The sequence below is a fragment of the Aminobacter sp. UC22_36 genome (assembly GCF_044056035.1).
Lineage (GTDB): Bacteria > Pseudomonadota > Alphaproteobacteria > Rhizobiales > Rhizobiaceae > Aminobacter.
Genome location: NZ_CP171996.1, coordinates 1,149,355 through 1,163,696 on the forward strand (window position 1 = coordinate 1,149,355; position 14,342 = coordinate 1,163,696).

A 14,342-nucleotide genomic window follows, 5' to 3' on the forward strand; every position below is an offset into this window, starting at 1 on the left:
ACTCGTTTAGGCGTCAAAGCGCCTTTTCGAGTTCCGGCAGGATGACGAACAGGTCGCCGACGATGCCGTAGTCGGCAACCTGGAAGATCGGCGCTTCCTCGTCCTTGTTGATGGCGACGATGACCTTGGAGTCCTTCATGCCGGCGAGGTGCTGGATCGCACCCGAAATGCCGCAGGCGATGTAGAGGTCAGGCGCCACGACCTTGCCGGTCTGGCCGACCTGCCAGTCATTGGGGGCGTAGCCGGCGTCGACGGCAGCGCGGGAGGCGCCGACGGCGGCGCCGAGCTTGTCGGCAACCGGCAGGATGACTTCCTGGAACTTCTCCGCCGAACCAAGCGCGCGGCCACCCGAGATGATGATCTTGGCCGAGGTCAGCTCCGGACGATCGCTCGCCGACAGCTTGTTTTCGACAAAGCTCGACAGGCCGGGATTGGCGGCGGCGGCAACGGTCTCGATCGCGGCCGAACCGCCTTCAGGGGCGGCCTGGAACGAGGCGGTGCGCACGGTGATGACCTTCTTGGCGCCTGGTGCCTGCACCGTCTGGATGGCGTTGCCGGCATAGATCGGACGCTTGAAGGTGTCGGCCGAGACGACCTCGATGATCTCCGAGACCTGGGCGACGTCGAGCAGGGCTGCGACGCGCGGGGCGACGTTCTTGCCGGTCGAGGTCGCAGCCGCAATGATGGTGTCGTAGTTGCCGGCGAGGCCAACGACCAGTGCCGCCATCGGCTCGGCCAGGCGCTCGGTCAGTTCGTCGGCTTCGGCAAGCAGGACCTTGCGCACGCCCTTGAGCTTGGCGGCTGCGTCGGCGGCTGCCTTGGCGCCCTTGCCGGCAACCAGCACGTCGATGTCGGAACCGATCTTGAGCGCTGCCGACAAGGCCTTGGCGGTCTGGTCGGAGAGCGAAGCGTTGTCGTGTTCGGCGATGAGGAGAATTGCCATTTCTTTATCCCTTAATTCATCAGGTGCCTGATTTGAGGTCAGGCCGTGGCGAAAATGGTGACGTCCGAGAACCGGAGCGGAGCGTACTTCAGTACGTGAGCACCGGCGAGCGGAGGACGGCGCCATTTGCAGCCCGGCCTCACCTTAAATCCTCAGAGCACGCCGGCTTCGTTCCGGAGCTTGTCGACCAGCTCAGCTGCGGTCTTGACCTTGATGCCTGCCTTGCGGCCACCCGGCTCCTCGGTCTTCAGCACCTTGAGGCGCGCAGTCACGTCGGCACCGAAATCGGCGGCCGACTTTTCGTCGAGCGGCTTCTTCTTGGCCTTCATGATGTTGGGCAGCGAGGCATAACGCGGCTGGTTGAGGCGCAGGTCGACCGTCACGATCGCCGGCATCTTGAGCGAAACCGTCTGCAGGCCGCCATCGACTTCGCGCGTCACATTGGCGGTGTCGCCTGTGAGTTCGATCTTCGAGGCAAAGGTGCCCTGGGCCCAGCCGAGCAGGGCGGCCAGCATCTGGCCGGTCTGGTTGGAATCGTCGTCGATCGCCTGCTTGCCGAGCAGCACCAGGCCGGGCTTCTCAGCCTCGACCACGCCCTTCAGCACCTTGGCGACGCCGAGCGGCTCGACGGCTTCGTCGACCTTGACCAGGATGGCGCGGTCGGCACCCATGGCGAGTGCGGTGCGCAACGTTTCCTGGGCCTGGGCCGGTCCGATCGAAACGACGACGATCTCTTCGACCTTGCCGGCTTCCTTGAGGCGGATCGCCTCTTCGACCGCGATCTCGTCGAACGGGTTCATCGCCATCTTGACGTTGGCGAGCTCGACGCCCGAGCCGTCCGATTTCACGCGCACCTTCACGTTCGCATCGACAACCCGCTTGACCGGGACGAGAACTTTCATGGGCTGGTACCTCTCTGAACAGCGATAGTGTGCGCGCTATAGCAGCGCTGGGGGCCACGCAATTGTCGATTGCCGACATATTGGGCGGAAAAACAGACTTGATCTCGCGCTTTTGGTGGCGGGAGGGCTGCCGCAAGCGGCGGGACCGTAGTTGTGGCTGACGTTAGCGTCAATATCTGCTTGAAGCTCAAATCGTTTGAAACAGACCGGGCCCAGCGGCCTTTATTGCCGGCCCCAGCGCGTCGTCGGCTGGGCGGTTGGGGGCTCTGGCGTCGCCGGCTCCGGCATGGCGGGTGCCTCGGCCTTTTCGGGGTTCGGCACGGCCTCCTCGGCGTCGGCAAACAGCGGCACGTCGCGGCGGCGCAGGATCAGCACCAGCACCGCACCGGCAACGATGCCGCCGACATGGGCTGCCCAGCTGACTTCGTCGTCGCCGCCGATGGCGATCATCAGGAACTGGAAGCAGACCCACAGGATCAGCGGGATCCAGGCCGGAATGCGCAGCGGGATACGGGCGAAAGCCAGCACCCACACCTTCACCCGGGGGTAGAGGATCAGATAGGCGGCGACGATGCCGGCAATGGCACCCGACGCGCCGATCAGCGGCATCTGCGAATCCGGCAGGATCAGCCCGTGCAGGAAGGCGCCGGCGACGGCGCACAGCAGGTAGAACACCAGGAAGCGGAAATGGCCGAGCGCGTCTTCGACATTGTCGCCGAACACCCACAAAAACAGCATGTTGCCGCCGAGATGGAAGATGTCGCCATGCAGGAAGGAATAGGTGATGTAGCTGAGCTTCTCCGGAATGATGATCAGATCAGGCGACAGCTCGGCAATGTCATGCACGACCGAGGGGATGTAGCCGAGCCCGAGCACGGTCGCGGTGGCAAACTCCTCGCCGCCGACCGAGGTCAGCAGATAGACGATGACGTTGATGGCGATCAGGCCAAGGGTGACATATTGCAGCCTGATGTGGCGCAGATGGTTCGAATCATAAAGCGGAATGAACATGCGGCTCGCTTCCGCCCCCCCGGCGATGGCATCGACCCGAACCGGTTTCGGCAGGTACGATGCGCGAATTCAAATTACTCGGCTGATCAGCGGTTCTTGCCGGGAACCCATAGCACATCGGCTTTTCCGTTGTCATTGACCACACGCGCGGCAACAAACAGCAGGTCGGACACGCGGTTGATGTAGCGGATGCCCTCTCGGTTGACGTGCTCGTCTTCGTCCTGCGCCAGCGCCACCATGACCCGCTCGGCGCGCCGCGCGACGGTGCGGGCAAGATGCAGTGCGGCTGCTGCCGGCGAGCCGCCATTGAGCACGAAGGAACGCAGCGGTTCGAGACCGGCGTTGAGCGCGTCGATGTCGGCCTCGATGCGGGCGGTCTGGCTGGCGATGATGCGCAAAGGCTCGTAGCCCAGGTCCTTGCCGGTGTCGGGCGTCGACAGATCGGCACCGAGGTCGAACATGTCGTTTTGGATACGGTAAAGCATGGCGTCGATGTCGGGATGGGCTGACGCCGTATGCACCCGCGCCAGGCCGATGCAGGCATTGGCTTCGTCGACGGCACCATAGGCCTCGACGCGCAGATCCGATTTCAGCCGCCTTTCGCCCGAGCCGAGGCCGGTCGTGCCGTCGTCGCCGGTGCGGGTGTAGATCTTGTTGAGCTTGACCATCGCTGCGCCCCCTCAGCCGCCGCGGGTGAAATAGAGCGTCAAAAGGATGAACACCAGCGCCACCGCCTGCAGCAGCACACGCGCCTGCATCAGCTTGTTGGAGGCGTTGCCGGAGCCGCCGCGCAGAAGATTGACCAGGCCGCGGATCAAGACGACGACCACGGCGAACATGAAGACGACGGCGAGGATGTTGAAGACGGTAGCCATTTGGGTATCCAGTTCAGTCGGCGGCCGGTCAGGCTTGGCGGGCCAGTATTCTGTAGAGCAGCGCGGCGGGCAATATCCGCTTGAGCACGACGCCGATTCTCGCGGGCGTGGTGACAACATAATGCGGACGCGGGCGCGGCGACAGCAGGGCGTGCCGCAATACCGCATGCACCGCTTCGGGCCCGAGTTTCAGCCGCGATTTCGAACCGCCGCCCGACAGCCTGGCGAGCTGGGCGCGATAGGCCTGGTGGTGCGGCGAATGCTCATGGTCGATGTAGCGCAGGAACCAGTCGAGCCCGTTGCTGGCGATCTTCGAGCGGATCGGGCCAGGCTCGATCATCGCGACATGGATGCCGCTGCCCGCGAGCTCTTGGCGCAGGCACAGCATCAGCCCTTCGAGCGCATGCTTGGAGGCGGCATAGGCGCCACGGAACGGCACCGGCGTCAGCCCGAGGATCGACGAGCAGTTGACGATGCGGCCATGGCCCTGGCTGCGCATGACAGGCACGATGCGGCGGGTGAGGTCGTGCCAGCCGAAGAAATTGGCCTCGAACTGGTCGCGCAAAGCTGCCATCGGCAGGTCCTCGACCGCACCCGGCTGGGCATGGGCGCCATTGTTGAACAGCGCATCGAGCCTGCCGCCGGTGCGTTCGAGCACGGTTTTGACAAGCGTTTCGATCGATTGCGGCTCGGCATAATCGAGATACAGCGCTTCCAGCCCGTCGGCTTCCAGTGCTGCCAGATCTTGTGGTTTGCGGGCGGTGGCAAAGACGCGCCAGCCTTCGGCATGCAGCGCGCGGGCGCAATGCGCGCCGATGCCCGACGACGCGCCGGTCACGATTACAGTGCGTAACTCGTTGATCGGGTTCACGTCGCTGCCGCCACTTTATCAAACCTGCGCAGCGTGCCTGCCGAAAGTCTTGCCGATTTTCGGGCCGATGCGCTACTTGCCAACTGGGGCAAAGCCTTCCCATATTCGCGCCCTGGAAACAATCGGACGGAGCGGTAAACTGGACCTGATGCGCAGGATCGTCGCCACAAGGCGCGTGCTCTTTGACGCAGCCGGTCATTTTCACGACGACGACGGCTGGGCGATGGCCAGTCATCTCGCCATCTCGGCGCTGATGGCGCTGTTTCCGTTCCTGATCTTCGCCACCACGCTGGCCAGCTTCCTCGGCGCCGACGCCTTTGCCGAAACGGCGGTGCATCTGGTCTTCGACACCTGGCCCGACCAGATCGCAGCACCGATCGCGCGTGAAGTGGTCAACGTGCTCACCGTGCCGCGCACCGACCTTCTGACCTACGGTGTCGTGCTTGCCGCCTATTTCGCCTCCAACGGCGTCGAGGCGCTGCGCACCTCGCTCAACCGCGCCTATCGCATCACCGAGACCCGCAGCTTCTGGTTCCGGCGCATCCAGAGCATCTTCTTCGTGTTGATCGCCACGATCAGCTTCGTTGCCATCTCGGTGCTTCTGGTGTTCGCGCCGATCATCGCGCGCATCCTCGAAGCCAAGTTCGAATGGATCCAGCCCTATATGGGCACCATCACCGTGTGGCGCTTCACCATCGCCTCTGGTGTCATCGTCTTTGGCCTGTTTGCCGTGCATATGTGGCTGCCGGCCGGCCGGCGCCGCTTCTTGAGCATCATCCCCGGCATCGTCTTCACCCTGGTCGCCTGGGTCGTCGGCTCGACGATCTTCGCCGCCTATCTCGACACGTTTTCGTCCTACGTCACCACCTATGCCGGGCTTGCCTCGATCATGATCGCGGTGGTGTTCCTCTACATCGTCTCGGCGATCTTCATCCTTGGCGGCGAATTCAATGCCGCGATCAGCCGCTATCTCGAGGCCCGCGCCCGCGTGCCCGGCTGAGCCGTGGCCGGCCCGGCTGAGCCGTGGCCAGGCCGACGCCGAGCGTGGCAATGGCCATGCCGACAAGCTGGATCGCCGACAATTGCTCGCCAAACAGCGCCCAGGCGATGACGGCGGTGACCGACGGCACGAGGTAGAACAGCGAGGCGACCTTCGACATGGCGCCGTCGCGGATCATCACCATCAACAGGAAGATCGCGCCGATCGACAGCACGAAGACCAGCCAGGCCATGGCGAAGATCAGCTCGCCATTGACCGTCATCTGTTGCGTCTCGAAGACCAGCGAGGCAACCGTCATCAGGATCGCTGCGCCGACATATTGCCAGAACGTGCCCGTCACCAGGTCGCCTGACGCGCCGACACGTTTCTGCCAGATGGTGCCGGCGCTGATGCCGGCCATGGCGATGACCGATGCGGTCAGCGTCTGCCAGGTCACGCCGCCGCCGAGTGTGCCGAGCTTGGGCGACAAGACGATGACCACGCCGACAAAGCCGACAGCCAGCCCGACCCAATGGCGCGGCTTGATCTCTTCGCCCAAAAGCTTGCCGGCCAAAATGGCGGTGACCAGCGGCTGCAGCCCGGCGATGAGCGCCGACAGGCCTGCCGGCAGGCCCTGGTGGATCGCCCAGAACACGCCGCCGAGATAGACCCCGTGCAGCAGCATGCCGATCAGCACGGCGTGCAGCGCAGCCCGCCGCGGCAACCGGCGCGAGCCGAGCGCCAGCATGACGGCGCCGAGCAGCAGGAAGGCGAGCACGAAGCGCACGGCAAGGAAGGTGAACGGCTCGGCCCAGGGCATGGCGTAACGCGCGCCGATGAAGCCGGTCGCCCACAACAGCACGAAGGTGGCGGGGATCAGCCGCTTGGGAGAGGACGTCATGACACACCGGGCGTTGCCGGACGCCGCGCCCGGAAAGGAAGTTTACCGGGATCGCTCTAATGCCGAATATTCGAACAAGCAAAATGAAACGATTGATCCATAGATTCATCGGACCTGATCCGACCACCCGATCCGGATGACTTTTGCCCGGGAGGCGGCCCGGCAGAACTGCACAGTCGGCCTGTGAAAGGACCGCGCATGTTGTGGAATCTCGACCCGGGCTGGTTGATGATGGCGATCGCCTTCGTCGCCGTCATGGCGTTCTTCTTTGGCGCTGCACTCGACGCCATCATGAAGGACGACGGCTTCGGCCCCATCGGCAACATGCTGCTGTTCACCGCCGGCTTCTTCGGTGCGGTGGTGGTCGCCAACAGCTATGGCATCACATTGCGCAATCTGCACGTCGCCGTCGCCTGGGGGCTTGGCGGTGCCTTTGTCTTCATCAGCGTGCTGGCGTTGATCAAGGCGGGCATCGCCCGGATGCTGCAGCCTTAGGCCTTCACCGTCTCGGGCGTTTCACCGGCCTCGCGCAAGGCGGCGAGGCCGGTGTCGCGCGTGCCGACTGCGTCTGGTCGTCGCCGGTAACGGCATGGATCCCCGACCCTCGCCGCTCGCTTTGCTCGCTCACGAGGTCGAGGATGACGACCGTTTTGAGCTTCGCCGCCAACCACCAACGCAGCTTTCCAACACATGCGAACACGCATCGCGTCTGCCAGCAGCCAATGTCGACGATTGGCACAAGGTCGACGATTGGCAGAGGCGCGCCCCGCAATCCGTCATCCTCGACCTCGTGAGCGAGCAAAGCGAGCGGAGAGTGTCGGGGATCGATGCCGTGACCCACGTGAAGCCCGTGCCGGTGCCATGCTGACGCCGCATCAGGCGCCGGGCTGCAAGCAAACTAAAATCCCAGCATCGCCTTGACCGTCGCAGGCGTCTCACCGGCCTGCCGCAAGGCGGCAAGGCCAGTGTCGCGCTGGCTTTTCGACAGCTTGCGCCCGTCCGGGCCGAGCACCAGCCGGTGATGAAAATAGCTCGGTTGCGCAAGACCCAGCAGCTGCTGCAGCAGCCGCTGCAGCGAAGTCGCGAAATAGAGGTCCTTGCCGCGCACGACGTGGCTGATGCCCTGCAATGCGTCGTCGACCACCACCGACACATGATAGCTGGTCGGGATCTCGCGCCTGGCAATGACGACGTCGCCCCATTGCCGCGGGTCGGCGGCGATCTCGGTGGTGGTCGCCATGTCCTCGCTGGTCCATTCGCGCCAGCTGAGCGGAGCTTGCAGCCGCGACAGCGCCTGTGCCGTATCGAGCCGCCAGGCAAAGGGTGTCCCGGCATCGATGCGGCGCCGGCGCTCGCGTGCCGACAAATGCTTGTCCGCGCCGGGATAAAGCGGTGCGCCGTCGGGGTCGCGCGGCCAGCTTTGGCCTGATGCCTCATGCGCGATGATCGCGGCGCGGATGTCGCCGCGGCTCATGAAGGCGGGATAGACAAGTTCGTCCGCCTTCAGCTGTTCGAGCGCTTGTTCATACAGGGCGAAATGCTCCGACTGGCGCCGCACCGGCTCTTCGAAAGCGATGCCGAGCCAGGCCAGGTCGCTGCGGATCGCGGCTTCGAATTCAGGCGTGCAGCGGGTGACGTCGATGTCTTCGATGCGCAGCAACAGCCGGCCGCCGACACGGGCCGCCATGTCCTGGTTGGTCAGCGCCGACAGGGCGTGGCCGAGATGCAGCTCGCCATTGGGGCTGGGCGCGAAACGAAAGACAGGAGCCGTCATGAGCGTCGCTTGTGCCGGATTGAAGATTTGCCTTGGCGATTGCTACGTTGCCCGCCGCAACCTAACAAGAGACGCATGCGCCGCATCACCAATCTCGACGACGTCCATTTCGGCCTCGATGCGCTGTGCGCGCTCGATCCGCGCCTGCAAGTGGTGCGCGGCCTGGCCGGCGAGGTGCCACTCAGGCTGACCGAACCGGGCTTTGCCAGCCTGGCATCGATCGTCGTTTCGCAGCAGGTGTCGACGGCGAGTGCGAAGGCGATCTTCGGCCGTTTCACCACGCTGGTCGATCCGCTGACCCCGCAGGCCCTGCTTGGTGCCGGCGAGGATGTGTTCCGTCAGGCCGGCCTGTCCCGGCCCAAGCAGCGCACGCTTTTGGCAGTGGCCAAGGCGGCCGCCGACGGCCTCGACCTCGACGGGCTGTGCCGGCTCGACGCCCAGGAGGCGATGGCAGCACTGGTCGCCATTCCCGGCATCGGGGCCTGGACGGCGGAGGTCTACCTGCTGTTTGCCGCCGGCCATCCCGACATTTTCCCGGCCCGCGATGTCGCGCTGCAATCGGCCGTCGGCCATGCGCTCGGCATCGATCCGCGCCCCGGCGAGAAGGCACTGATTCGGCTTGCCGAATCATGGGCGCCGTGGCGAGGGGTCGCATCGCGGCTGTTCTGGGCGTATTATCGCCAGACCCGTGGTCGCGATGGCGCGCCGCCGGCCGGAAATCCTGCCTGAATCCGCAAAATCGCGGATTTTTGAGCAGATATATGACCGACCAGACGCTTCACATTCCTGTCACCTCGGGCTTACAGTATTCGCGCCGTTAGGTTCGAGGACCAAGGAGGTAGTGGAAGTGACGGTTGCCGTGTCTCCGGATGGGCTCCCAGCACTAGTGCTGAATGCGGATTATCGTCCGCTCAGCTACTACCCCTTGTCGTTGTGGTCCTGGCAGGACGCGATCAAGGCGGTGTTCCTCGACCGCGTCAACATCGTCGCCGAATACGACCACGCCGTCTCCTCGCCGACCTTCTCGATGAAGCTGCCCAGCGTCGTCAGCCTGAAGCATTATGTGAAGCCGTCGCGTTATCCCGCCTTCACCCGCTTCAACGTGTTCTTGCGCGACCGCTTCCAGTGCCAGTATTGCGGCACGCCGGAAGATCTGACCTTCGACCACGTCATCCCGCGCCACAGCGGCGGCGCAACGACATGGGAAAACGTCGTTGCCGCCTGCTCGCCGTGCAATCTGAGGAAGGGCGGCATGATGCCGGCACAGGCCAAGATGTGGCCGCTGCAAAAGCCGTTCCAGCCGACGGTGCACGACCTGCACAACAATGGCCGGCTGTTTCCGCCCAACCACCTGCACGAAAGCTGGATGGATTATCTCTACTGGGATGTCGAGCTGGAGCCGTAGAGTTCACCGATAATTTGCCGGGCCGGCCGACTGACGCGGTTTTCTCCGCTTCCGGTGCTCACGGACTTATGTCCGCTGCGCTCCGGTTCTCGAAAACCACGCCATTCGACTGACGAATTCTTGGCGAACTCTGCTCGGGGCTGCTTTGCTCAGGCTTTGCTGAACGCGCCGCGCAGGGCAACGACCGCCAGAAACGCGCTGGCGAGCACGTTCCAGCCGGCGAAGGACAGGCCGAGCACGCGCAGGGCGGCGTCCTCGCAGCGTGGCGGCACGACATTGTTGAGCACGTCGAGCAGGCCCTTGCCGCCGGTGTCGATGGTGCCGGAGACCGCGGCACAGTCGGTCGGGCCGGCCCACCAGCGCCATTCGACGCCGGCATGGTAGCCGCCGAGATAAAGCCCGTAGAGCATCAGCAGCCCGCCGACGGCGAGCAAAACGCGGGTCAGCCAGGCCGGTCCGTGCAAGGCGGACGACAGTGCCGCCAGCGCCATCAGCGGCACGCCGACATAATAGGGCGTGCGCTGCTCGAGGCAGAGCTTGCAGGGCAGGTAGCCGCCAATGTGCTGGAAGCCGAGTGCCGTGCCGACGACGGCAGCCATGGCGATGGTCAGGAAGAGTGCGGTCAGCGTCTGGCTGCGGCCGGTCGGGGAGGCGAGGGAGGTCATTGTCTGGTGCCCAGCTGTTGTTACCGGCATGTGCCGTTCAGTGCAGGTATCTGACGAGAAGATAGAGCAAAATGAGGGCAGCGGCGGCAAGGCTGGCCAAAAGCCCGAGGCGCTTTTCGATGAAATGCCGGATCGGCTCGCCATAGCTGCGCAGCAGCCAGGCCAGAAACAGGAAGCGCGCGCCACGCGCGATGATCGCCGAGACGATGAACCAGCCGAGCGGGAAGCCGATGACGCCCGACAGGATGGTCACCACCTTGATCGGCGGCAGGTGCGCCAGGCCCGAGGTCACCAGCATCAACAGGATGATGCCGGTGCCCGAGGACAGCTTGAGCGCTTCGAACTCGTCATATTTGCCGTAGAATTCGAGCACCGGCTTGGCCACCGTCTCGAAGGCGTAGTGGCCGATATACCAGCCGGCGATGCCGCCCAGCACCGAAGCGACAGTGGCGACGATGGCGTAGCGATAGGCCTTGTCGGGCCGCGACAGCGCCATCGGCAGATAAAGCACGTCGGCCGGCACCAGAAAGATCGAGCTTTCGACAAAGGCGATGAAGGCCAGCCACCATTCGGCGGATTTCCTTGCCGCAAGCGACAAGGTCCAGTCGTAGAGTCGGCGAAGCATCAGGCCCCCTTGAGATGTGCGCAGCCTGTTTAGGAAGAATTGCTGTGGCGCACAATGGTTAGGGCATTCACGAATGTGAAAGCCGGGGCGAGCGCTGCATTGTGTCGCGTCCCCGGCGCATGGCGGATCGTCATGCGTGCTTCAAGCAGACATCGACGACGGCGGCGCGCCGCGGCCGCCTGTCATGTCGGGTCAGGCCGCGCGGCCGGTCGCTGCGCGCTGGGCCGGCTGCAAGGCGTCGAGCGCGAAGCTGCCTATGCCCACAGGCGCCAGCCCGTCGACAGCCCGGATGATCTCGGCGGCGTCCTCGCTCGAAAACCCGCCATAAAGCTCGATCAGGCCAAAGCCTGATTGCGCCAGGTCGGCTGCGACCTTCGCGGCCGCCGCGCCGTCGGGCACGCGGATGAAATGTGTTTCCAGTGGCGGAAACACAGTCACCATTCGCTCCTGGTCGGCTTCGGCGTCGCGCTTGAGGATGATGAAGGCGGCGAGCGGCGGCTTGCCGTCGATGAAGGCCTGGTTGTAGGCAGCCGCCGGCTGCAGCGATTCGATGCCGAAGGTCACCGAGCTCACCTTGACGTCGGGGCCGACGACGGCTGCCACCCTGGGCCGCCAGGCCGGCGAGATGCCGCCGCACAATTCGATCAGCCTGGCCCCGCGTGCGGCGAGTTCATGCGCCACCCCAGGTGCCTGCATCGGGTCGCCCAGGGCGACGATGGTGATCTTGCCGTCCGGCGTGTCGAGCACGCTGCGGTCGATGCTCGGGTCGGCACCTGGTGCTTCGTAGATGAGGGCCTTGTCGATACGCATGATGACGTCCTTGCCTTTGTTCGATGGCCCAGCTTGCGACAAAGTACCGATCTTGGTAATTGCGATAGTTCTGCATTCACTGATCGAAGAAATCGAACTGTGCTCGACAAGCTGACGCTGGACCAGATGCGGACCTTTGTTGCCGTCGTCGAAGGCGGCAGCTTTCGCGCCGGGGCGGTGCGGCTGTCGCGGGTGCAGTCGGCGATCAGCCATGCCATCGGCACTCTCGAGGCCGAGCTCAAGGTGGCGCTGTTCACCCGCACCGGGCGCAAGCCCGAACTGACCGCCGAGGGCCAGGCGCTGCTGACCGATGCCAGGGCGATCCTGATCAAGGTCGACGCCATGCGCGCCCGGGCGCGCGGGCTCGGTCAGGGCCTCGAGTTGTCGCTTGCCATAGCGGTCGATCCGGTTGTTGCGCCCGCCATGCTGGCCGGCGCGCTAAACGACCTGCTGAAGGAATATCCCTCGCTTGGCGTTGCGATGAAGACCTTGCCGATGCGCGCGGCCCTGCACGCGCTGGTCAACCGCCAGTGCATGCTGGCGCTCACCACCGACACGACGCGCGACAGCCTTGTCGAGGCCGAGCGTCTCGGCCCGTCACAGCCCTTTGTCGCCGTCTGCGCGCCGCATCACCCGCTGGCGACGGCACCCGCCGCCGGCTGGTCGGCGGTCGCTTTGTCGGAGCATCTGCAGATCGTCGTCAGCGATCCCTCGCCGCTGAGCGAGGGGCTCGATTTCGGCGTGCTGTCGCCCGGCACCTGGCGCGTCAGCGACCTCGCCAGCAAGCTGGCGCTGATTGAGGCCGGCATCGGCTGGGGCAACCTGCCGCTTTGGCTGGTCGAAGGCGCTCTCTCGCGCGGCACGCTCGTCCGCGTCGCTGCCGCGGCGCTCGGCGCGCAGGCTGAGACGGCGTTGACCGCTTACCTGCTCTGGCGCGTCGACCAGCCGCTCGGCCCCGCCGCGCGTCATCTGCGCCAGCGGCTTAAGGTCCGTTTCGGCGGCTAGCCGTGCTGCCGGCGATCCGGTCGCGGCGGCGGGCCCGATCGCTGTTGCCTGGCTGCGGCAATAAACCGTGTTGCCGCATGAAGTTGCGCAAAGACACGTCTGCCCTGTTGACGGCGGGTAGCCCGACCGTATAGTCCGCGACCATTCTGTCCGTTCAGGGCAGGCCCCTATGGCGGAATTGGTAGACGCGCTCGAACTCAAAATCGAGTTCCGCAAGGAGTGCTGGTTCGATCCCGGCTAGGGGCACCATCCCATCTCAACGGCACTGATATCAAAGGCGAGTTTGGCTTCGTGTCCGCTGTGCGCGGTCGTGCCCGACAACATTTGGGTGGTCAACGCGCAGCCCAGCGGAGACGAGCTGCGTTTGACCATTGTACGGCAATGCGCGCGCGATCCGCCCTTGGCTAGCCAGCATGCATGCCGCGCCGCCTGCATGTGGACCTCCCTCAGCCACCCGATGAGATCGGAAGGGCATATCCATTTCGCGATTGCCAGCCGAGCGGCTTTTTCGTCTTGGGAACATGTGCGGGCAGACATGACGCACCCGACTTGGCGCCTGCCCCTCTGATCCGCGCGAAGCTTCGCCTCGGCAGCGCCTTAGCGAAACCTTCCACGTTGCGCAGTTCAATCATCGGTCCAGCATTGTCAGTTTAAAAGAACCTACTAACATGACGAGGCGTTGTGAAGTTCAGGCGAGTGCTTCTGAAGCTAAGGACTTGATGTAGATTTGCCGCAAGACATCATGGGAGGGGGAAATGCACGAATTGAAGTCTATGGTAATTTTCCTGAGTGCTTTGTCAGCTGGATGTGCGTCTGTTCCGCGACTACCCAATGAATATGGCGTCCTAAGAATATCAGATATTGTCGACAACATACGATGCGAGATCAAGGAAGGGAGGCAATCCGCAACTTTCTTAAAGGAAAGAGGTGGCTGGAACGCTGCGGTCGACTTGTCATTGAACGTTGTGTCTGATGCAGGTGGCGGATTCGGAGGTGTAAATGAGGTACCATACACGCCTCAATTGTTGACACTTACCCTAAATACTAACGTCAAAGGATCCGCTGACAGAACCGTTGGATTTGTATTTACAACTGATCTTGGCCTTGAGGATGGCATTGACTGTGCTCCTATAGAGACGCGCCGCCATAAGAATTCAAGACTCGTGGGTGATCTGGGCATCACGTCCTGGCTTCTGCAGCTGCAGAATATCTACGCAGAAACACAGGCCCGCCCCGACAAGGTGTCTTACACCTTGCAATTTATGGTGGAGCAAAGCGCAGATTCATCGATCAAGATCACAAAGATACCTTTCAACGAGTCGCAAGCGAATTTGGGTTTTTCGCTCAAGGGCTCGTGGAAGGATGTTAACAAGATGTCGATCATTTTCGCGCCGAAGCCCAATGCACCCAAGGCTGCCCCAGTATCGCCCCCGAAGCCAGCAACGAAGCCGGCGCCGGGCGTGAAACCAAAATCCGCAACACCGCCGCCGCCAGCCGTAGACCCAAGCCAAAGGCAGCGCTTGCTCGATGATTTGCAGCTGCAGATAATCCAGCAACGGCTGGATCTCTGAGCACC

At 63.7% G+C, this 14,342-nt stretch carries 17 protein-coding genes and 1 tRNA gene; 7 read left to right on the forward strand and 11 right to left on the reverse strand.

Annotated features, from left to right (window positions below):
* Positions 1-13: 13 nt before the first annotated feature.
* From ACHMW7_RS08740 to ACHMW7_RS08765, 6 genes are all read right to left on the reverse strand, one after another.
* Positions 14-943: an electron transfer flavoprotein subunit alpha/FixB family protein gene (locus ACHMW7_RS08740; RefSeq protein WP_395449875.1), complete on the reverse strand. Its 930-nt coding sequence runs from the start codon at positions 941-943 to the stop codon at positions 14-16.
* A 152-nt stretch (positions 944-1,095) separates the two neighbouring features.
* A complete protein-coding gene (locus ACHMW7_RS08745) occupies positions 1,096-1,845 on the reverse strand; it encodes an electron transfer flavoprotein subunit beta/FixA family protein (protein ID WP_395449876.1) in 750 nt (249 codons plus the stop codon).
* A 222-nt stretch (positions 1,846-2,067) separates the two neighbouring features.
* Positions 2,068-2,856 carry a rhomboid family intramembrane serine protease gene (locus ACHMW7_RS08750; RefSeq protein ID WP_395449877.1) on the reverse strand — a complete coding sequence of 263 codons (789 nt, stop codon included), beginning with the start codon at positions 2,854-2,856 and terminating at the stop codon, positions 2,068-2,070.
* Positions 2,857-2,942: 86 nt separating this feature from the next.
* Positions 2,943-3,524 carry a cob(I)yrinic acid a,c-diamide adenosyltransferase gene (locus ACHMW7_RS08755; RefSeq protein ID WP_395449878.1) on the reverse strand — a complete coding sequence of 194 codons (582 nt, stop codon included), beginning with the start codon at positions 3,522-3,524 and terminating at the stop codon, positions 2,943-2,945.
* Positions 3,525-3,536: 12 nt separating this feature from the next.
* Entirely contained in the window at positions 3,537-3,731 is a 195-nt protein-coding gene (locus ACHMW7_RS08760) for a twin transmembrane helix small protein (RefSeq protein WP_395449879.1), read from the reverse strand.
* Positions 3,732-3,759: 28 nt separating this feature from the next.
* Complete coding sequence (locus tag ACHMW7_RS08765; protein ID WP_395449880.1) at positions 3,760-4,602, reverse strand: SDR family oxidoreductase; 843 nt, start codon at positions 4,600-4,602, stop codon at positions 3,760-3,762.
* A 148-nt stretch (positions 4,603-4,750) separates the two neighbouring features.
* Between ACHMW7_RS08765 and ACHMW7_RS08770 the strand changes: the two genes are divergently transcribed.
* Positions 4,751-5,602, forward strand: coding sequence for a YihY/virulence factor BrkB family protein (locus ACHMW7_RS08770; protein WP_395449881.1), 852 nt, complete (start codon positions 4,751-4,753; stop codon positions 5,600-5,602).
* On the opposite strand, the gene ACHMW7_RS08775 is transcribed toward ACHMW7_RS08770, so the two are convergent.
* Positions 5,562-6,482 carry a DMT family transporter gene (locus ACHMW7_RS08775; RefSeq protein WP_395449882.1) on the reverse strand — a complete coding sequence of 307 codons (921 nt, stop codon included), beginning with the start codon at positions 6,480-6,482 and terminating at the stop codon, positions 5,562-5,564. The genes ACHMW7_RS08770 and ACHMW7_RS08775 overlap by 41 nt on opposite strands.
* A gap of 198 nt (positions 6,483-6,680) precedes the next feature.
* Here ACHMW7_RS08775 and ACHMW7_RS08780 point away from each other — a divergent pair, with 198 nt between their 5' ends.
* Positions 6,681-6,977: a hypothetical protein gene (locus ACHMW7_RS08780; protein WP_395449883.1), complete on the forward strand. Its 297-nt coding sequence runs from the start codon at positions 6,681-6,683 to the stop codon at positions 6,975-6,977.
* A gap of 403 nt (positions 6,978-7,380) precedes the next feature.
* Here the strand turns inward: ACHMW7_RS08780 and gluQRS are convergent, their stop codons facing one another.
* Positions 7,381-8,256, reverse strand: a complete 876-nt coding sequence (gluQRS, locus tag ACHMW7_RS08785) for a tRNA glutamyl-Q(34) synthetase GluQRS (RefSeq protein WP_395449884.1) — start codon at positions 8,254-8,256, stop codon at positions 7,381-7,383.
* 75 nt (positions 8,257-8,331) lie between these two features.
* On the opposite strand from gluQRS, the gene ACHMW7_RS08790 reads away from it, so the two are divergent.
* Positions 8,332-8,985 (forward strand): DNA-3-methyladenine glycosylase family protein, encoded by a 654-nt coding sequence (locus tag ACHMW7_RS08790; protein WP_395449885.1) that lies wholly within the window; start codon positions 8,332-8,334, stop codon positions 8,983-8,985.
* 118 nt (positions 8,986-9,103) lie between these two features.
* A complete protein-coding gene (locus tag ACHMW7_RS08795) occupies positions 9,104-9,661 on the forward strand; it encodes an HNH endonuclease (protein WP_395449886.1) in 558 nt (185 codons plus the stop codon).
* A 149-nt stretch (positions 9,662-9,810) separates the two neighbouring features.
* On the opposite strand, the gene ACHMW7_RS08800 is transcribed toward ACHMW7_RS08795, so the two are convergent.
* From ACHMW7_RS08800 to ACHMW7_RS08810, 3 genes are all read right to left on the reverse strand, one after another.
* Positions 9,811-10,326, reverse strand: a complete 516-nt coding sequence (locus ACHMW7_RS08800; RefSeq protein WP_395449887.1) for a disulfide bond formation protein B — start codon at positions 10,324-10,326, stop codon at positions 9,811-9,813.
* Positions 10,327-10,363: 37 nt separating this feature from the next.
* The gene (locus tag ACHMW7_RS08805) at positions 10,364-10,951 is read right to left on the reverse strand and encodes a YqaA family protein (protein WP_395449888.1); all 588 of its coding nucleotides are present in this window, start codon (positions 10,949-10,951) and stop codon (positions 10,364-10,366) included.
* A gap of 192 nt (positions 10,952-11,143) precedes the next feature.
* Positions 11,144-11,761, reverse strand: coding sequence for a DUF6506 family protein (locus ACHMW7_RS08810; RefSeq protein WP_395449889.1), 618 nt, complete (start codon positions 11,759-11,761; stop codon positions 11,144-11,146).
* Positions 11,762-11,860: 99 nt separating this feature from the next.
* Here ACHMW7_RS08810 and ACHMW7_RS08815 point away from each other — a divergent pair, with 99 nt between their 5' ends.
* The 3 genes from ACHMW7_RS08815 to ACHMW7_RS08825 all read left to right on the forward strand — a co-directional run bounded on the left by ACHMW7_RS08815 (position 11,861) and on the right by ACHMW7_RS08825 (position 14,337).
* Positions 11,861-12,766: a LysR family transcriptional regulator gene (locus ACHMW7_RS08815; RefSeq protein ID WP_395449890.1), complete on the forward strand. Its 906-nt coding sequence runs from the start codon at positions 11,861-11,863 to the stop codon at positions 12,764-12,766.
* Positions 12,767-12,929: 163 nt separating this feature from the next.
* A tRNA-Leu gene (locus ACHMW7_RS08820) sits at positions 12,930-13,015 on the forward strand.
* A gap of 506 nt (positions 13,016-13,521) precedes the next feature.
* The gene (locus ACHMW7_RS08825; protein ID WP_395449891.1) at positions 13,522-14,337 is read left to right on the forward strand and encodes a hypothetical protein; all 816 of its coding nucleotides are present in this window, start codon (positions 13,522-13,524) and stop codon (positions 14,335-14,337) included.
* Positions 14,338-14,342: the final 5 nt, after the last annotated feature.

Coding starts and splice junctions, on each gene's coding strand:
- ACHMW7_RS08740 (WP_395449875.1), bottom strand. CDS start 943: ATGGCAATTCTCCTCATCGCCGAACACGACAACGCTTCGCTCTCCGAC.
- ACHMW7_RS08745 (WP_395449876.1), bottom strand. CDS start 1,845: ATGAAAGTTCTCGTCCCGGTCAAGCGGGTTGTCGATGCGAACGTGAAG.
- ACHMW7_RS08750 (WP_395449877.1), bottom strand. CDS start 2,856: ATGTTCATTCCGCTTTATGATTCGAACCATCTGCGCCACATCAGGCTG.
- ACHMW7_RS08755 (WP_395449878.1), bottom strand. CDS start 3,524: ATGGTCAAGCTCAACAAGATCTACACCCGCACCGGCGACGACGGCACG.
- ACHMW7_RS08760 (WP_395449879.1), bottom strand. CDS start 3,731: ATGGCTACCGTCTTCAACATCCTCGCCGTCGTCTTCATGTTCGCCGTG.
- ACHMW7_RS08770 (WP_395449881.1), top strand. CDS start 4,751: ATGCGCAGGATCGTCGCCACAAGGCGCGTGCTCTTTGACGCAGCCGGT.
- ACHMW7_RS08775 (WP_395449882.1), bottom strand. CDS start 6,482: ATGACGTCCTCTCCCAAGCGGCTGATCCCCGCCACCTTCGTGCTGTTG.
- ACHMW7_RS08780 (WP_395449883.1), top strand. CDS start 6,681: ATGTTGTGGAATCTCGACCCGGGCTGGTTGATGATGGCGATCGCCTTC.
- gluQRS (WP_395449884.1), bottom strand. CDS start 8,256: ATGACGGCTCCTGTCTTTCGTTTCGCGCCCAGCCCCAATGGCGAGCTG.
- ACHMW7_RS08790 (WP_395449885.1), top strand. CDS start 8,332: ATGCGCCGCATCACCAATCTCGACGACGTCCATTTCGGCCTCGATGCG.
- ACHMW7_RS08800 (WP_395449887.1), bottom strand. CDS start 10,326: ATGACCTCCCTCGCCTCCCCGACCGGCCGCAGCCAGACGCTGACCGCA.
- ACHMW7_RS08805 (WP_395449888.1), bottom strand. CDS start 10,951: ATGCTTCGCCGACTCTACGACTGGACCTTGTCGCTTGCGGCAAGGAAA.
- ACHMW7_RS08810 (WP_395449889.1), bottom strand. CDS start 11,761: ATGCGTATCGACAAGGCCCTCATCTACGAAGCACCAGGTGCCGACCCG.
- ACHMW7_RS08825 (WP_395449891.1), top strand. CDS start 13,522: ATGCACGAATTGAAGTCTATGGTAATTTTCCTGAGTGCTTTGTCAGCT.